This window comes from Halobacterium bonnevillei (assembly GCF_009831555.1).
Classification (GTDB): Archaea; Halobacteriota; Halobacteria; order Halobacteriales; family Halobacteriaceae; genus Halobacterium; species Halobacterium bonnevillei.
Window position 1 is genome coordinate 1 of sequence record NZ_WUUU01000248.1, and the last position, 3,264, is coordinate 3,264.

Sequence of the window (3,264 nt, forward strand, 5' to 3'; positions counted from 1 at the left end):
TGTCGCTACCGCACGCCTCTAAGGCGGCCGACAGCGCTGCTATCGCTCCGTTTTCGCGACCCAGTCGTCGAGTTTCTCGTTCGCGCGGTCGGGGTCGCGGTCGGCGCGCAGGAGTTCGTCGAGCAGCGCCGCGGCCTCGTCGGAGACGCGGTCGCTGGCCTCCAGGCGCGGCGTCAGGCGTGCTCGCACCCAGTCGAGGACGCGCTGGGGGGAGTACCAGGCGTCGGCGGTTTCGGCCATCACTCGGGGTGACGACGGCCGGCGTGAAATCCGTGACGTTCGCTCGTGAGCGACGAGTGCGTCAGGAGCAGAGGCCGGAACTGGCACCACGCTTTTCCGGCCGCCGCCCGAGTTAGTCAGCCGATGACACGGCGCAATCCAGTGATGTGTCCGGCCTGCGGCTGGACCGGGCACGCAACGGACCTCGACGACACCGCTGCCGGGTCGGCGTGTCCGACGTGCGGGGAGTCAGTCGGCGCGGTGCCCGAGTAACGCAACTCAGCCAGCGCATCCCGACGTGCCGCCGCGTTCCTCCTAGCTTTTTCACAGTCGGCCGGGTAGGCCGTCGCATGCGTATCGCAGTACTCGGCGCGGGAACGATGGGCCACGGCATCGCGCAGGTCGCCGCGACCGCCGGCCACGACGTCAGCCTCCGGGACGTCGACGACAACATCGTACAGGACGCGCTGGACGCCATCGAAACGAACCTCGACAAGGGCGTCGACCGCGGGAAGGTCGCGCCCGAAACCCGGGACGCGGCCCTCGACCGCGCGACTGGGACGACGGACCTCGAGTCGGCCGTCGACGGCGCTCGGCTCGTCGTCGAGGCCGTCCCGGAGGACCGCGACCTGAAACGCGACGTGCTCTCGGACGCCGAAGCGGCGATGGCCGGGGACGCGGTGCTCGCATCGAACACGTCGAGTCTCCCGGTCACCGACCTCGCCGCGGCGCTGGACGACCCCGCGCGGTTCGTCGGCCTGCACTTCTTCAACCCGGTGTACGCGATGGAACTCGTGGAGGTCGTGGTCGCCGAACAGACCGACGAGGAGACGCTGGCGTTCGCCCGCGAGTTCGTGGACAGCATCGACAAGACCGCAATCGAGGTCGCGGACTCGCCCGGGTTCGCGTCCTCCCGCCTCGGCGTCGCGCTCGGCGTCGAGGCCATGCGGATGGTCCAGGAGGGCGTTGCGAGTCCGCGCGACGTCGACGACGCGATGGAGCTCGGGTACAACCACCCGATGGGGCCGCTGGAACTGACAGACGTGGTGGGACTGGACGTCCGCCTGGACATCCTCGAACACCTCCGCGAGGAACTCGGCGAGCGGTTCCGGCCGCCCCAGGTGCTCAAGCGGAAGGTCAACGCCGGGAACCTCGGGAAGAAGACCGGCGAGGGGTTCTACGTCTGGCAGGACGGCGAGGTCGTGGGGGTCGCGGAATGACCGACGAAGAATCCGCAGCGGCCGCGGCGGACTGCGACTTCGTGCGCCTCGGTTCGGACGACCCCGAGTACGTGCAGACGGTCGTCATCGACCGGCCGGACGCGCGGAACGCGCTGAACGAGCAACTCCGCGCGGAGCTACGGGCCGTGCTCGCGATCGTCGAGGACAGCGACGCGCGAGTGGTGGTGCTGACCGGGAGCGACGACGCGAACGCGTTCGTCGCCGGAGCGGACGTCGGGGAGCTCCGCGAGCACGACGCCCTCGAACAGCGCCGCGCGAGCGAACGACCACGGGTGTACGAAGTCGTCGAGAACCTCCGGCAGCCCGTGATTGCGCGGTTGAACGGCCACACACTCGGCGGCGGCCTGGAACTCGCGCTCGCCTGCGACGTCCGCATCGCCCACGAGCGCGCGAAACTCGGGAGTCCCGAGATCAACCTCGGCATCATTCCCGGCGGCGGCGCGACCCAGCGGTTGCCCCGCATCGTCGGCGAAGGCCAGGCGATGCGCCTGGTGTTGACCGGCGACCTCATCGAGGCCGAGGAAGCCCGCGACATCGGCCTCGTGGAGTCAGTCCACGGCGACGACGACTTCGACGACGCGGTCGACGATCTCGCGGCGTCGATGGCCGACAACAGTCCGGTGGCACTCGAGTTCGGGAAGGACGCCGTGCGAGCGGCCGGCCGGATGGACCTCGACGCCGGCCTCGCGTACGAGGCCGAACTGTTCGCGCAGTTGTTCGCGACCGAAGACAAAGACGAGGGGATGGCGGCGTTCTTCGAGGACCGGGACCCCGAGTGGCGCGGGGAGTAACGCGACACTCCCACCGGACGGCGACTCGGCCGGGACTGTCCGCCATCCAGTCGGCTGGACAGCGGGTAGGCGCTCGTTCTCTACAAATTTCGCCGCGCTCACAGGTGAGACTGATCGGGTCCGATAACAACGCTTTCAAGCGTGCCGGCCGGAGGGCACGTATGCATCGCGGTCTGGCGTGTTGGGTGGCCGGCTTGCTCGTCGTCGCGACGCTGGTCGCGCCAGCGGCGAGTGCCGGAACGCCGGAAGGCGCATTCGGTGTCGGACAGGAAGACTTCGAACCGGACAACGTGACGCTGTCGGCGTCGCTGGACGACGACGGGAGCGCTGCCTGGTCGTTCAAGTACCGGATGGAGCTGGCAACTGACAACGAGACGGCGGCGTTCGAGTCGCTCCAGCAGGACATCGATCAGAACCGCTCGGACTACGTCGACCGGTTCCGCTCGCGCATCGAGAGCACGGTCGGCTCAGCGGAGAACGCGACCGGCCGCGAGATGTCCGTGGAGAACGTCTCCGTGCGGGCGTTCCAGCAGCCCGGTGGCGAGTTCGTCGACTCGTACGGCTTCGTGGAGTACACGTTCGAGTGGAACGGGTTCGCGGCCGTCGAAGGCGAACGCGTCAGCGCCGGGGACGCCCTCGAGGGGTTCTACCTGAACAACGAGACGGCGCTGCAGTTCTCCTGGCAGGACGGCTACGAGGTCGTGGACACGGACCCGCCGGCCGACGAGTCGAGCGAGACGTCGGTCCGGTGGACGGGCCCGAAGGACTTCGGCACGGGGCAGCCGAGCCTGGTCATCGAACCGAGCGAGTCGGCGGGTACGACGACCACGACGGCTGCCAGCCCCGACGAGGAGGGCGGGAGCGTCCTCATACCGGTTCTCGCCGGTGGCGTCATCGCCGTTGTCGTGCTGGGCGGCGGGGCGTGGCTGTACTGGCGCCGCGAGGACCACGAGGGCGGCGCAGGCGCTCCAACCGCGTCCGCGGACGACGGCAGTGGGCCTGGCGGGCCGCCG

At 69.5% G+C, this 3,264-nt stretch carries 5 protein-coding genes; 4 read left to right on the forward strand and 1 reads right to left on the reverse strand.

Features of this window, described 5'->3' with window-relative positions; translation table 11 throughout:
• Nucleotides 1-39: 39 nt before the first annotated feature.
• Nucleotides 40-240 carry a hypothetical protein gene (locus GRX66_RS17725; RefSeq protein WP_159527686.1) on the reverse strand — a complete coding sequence of 67 codons (201 nt, stop codon included), beginning with the start codon at nucleotides 238-240 and terminating at the stop codon, nucleotides 40-42.
• Nucleotides 241-363: 123 nt separating this feature from the next.
• On the opposite strand from GRX66_RS17725, the gene GRX66_RS20410 reads away from it, so the two are divergent.
• The 4 genes from GRX66_RS20410 to GRX66_RS17740 all read left to right on the forward strand — a co-directional run.
• The gene (locus GRX66_RS20410) at nucleotides 364-492 is read left to right on the forward strand and encodes a hypothetical protein (RefSeq protein WP_267903101.1); all 129 of its coding nucleotides are present in this window, start codon (nucleotides 364-366) and stop codon (nucleotides 490-492) included.
• A 77-nt stretch (nucleotides 493-569) separates the two neighbouring features.
• On the forward strand, nucleotides 570-1,439 hold the full coding sequence (locus tag GRX66_RS17730; protein WP_159527687.1) for a 3-hydroxyacyl-CoA dehydrogenase family protein: 870 nt from the start codon (nucleotides 570-572) through the stop codon (nucleotides 1,437-1,439).
• The gene (locus GRX66_RS17735) at nucleotides 1,436-2,251 is read left to right on the forward strand and encodes an enoyl-CoA hydratase/isomerase family protein (protein ID WP_159527688.1); all 816 of its coding nucleotides are present in this window, start codon (nucleotides 1,436-1,438) and stop codon (nucleotides 2,249-2,251) included. The genes GRX66_RS17730 and GRX66_RS17735 overlap by 4 nt, the downstream gene beginning before the upstream one ends.
• Before the next feature lie 161 nt (nucleotides 2,252-2,412).
• Nucleotides 2,413-3,264, forward strand: an 852-nt coding sequence (locus GRX66_RS17740; RefSeq protein ID WP_159527689.1) for a DUF7345 domain-containing protein, incomplete at its 3' end; no start/stop codon positions are given.

Bases quoted from the DNA above. Each gene is read 5' to 3' on its own strand.
- GRX66_RS17725 (WP_159527686.1), bottom strand. From the start codon at position 240: ATGGCCGAAACCGCCGACGCCTGGTACTCCCCCCAGCGCGTCCTCGAC.
- GRX66_RS20410 (WP_267903101.1), top strand. From the start codon at position 364: ATGACACGGCGCAATCCAGTGATGTGTCCGGCCTGCGGCTGGACCGGG.
- GRX66_RS17735 (WP_159527688.1), top strand. From the start codon at position 1,436: ATGACCGACGAAGAATCCGCAGCGGCCGCGGCGGACTGCGACTTCGTG.
- GRX66_RS17730 (WP_159527687.1), top strand. From the start codon at position 570: ATGCGTATCGCAGTACTCGGCGCGGGAACGATGGGCCACGGCATCGCG.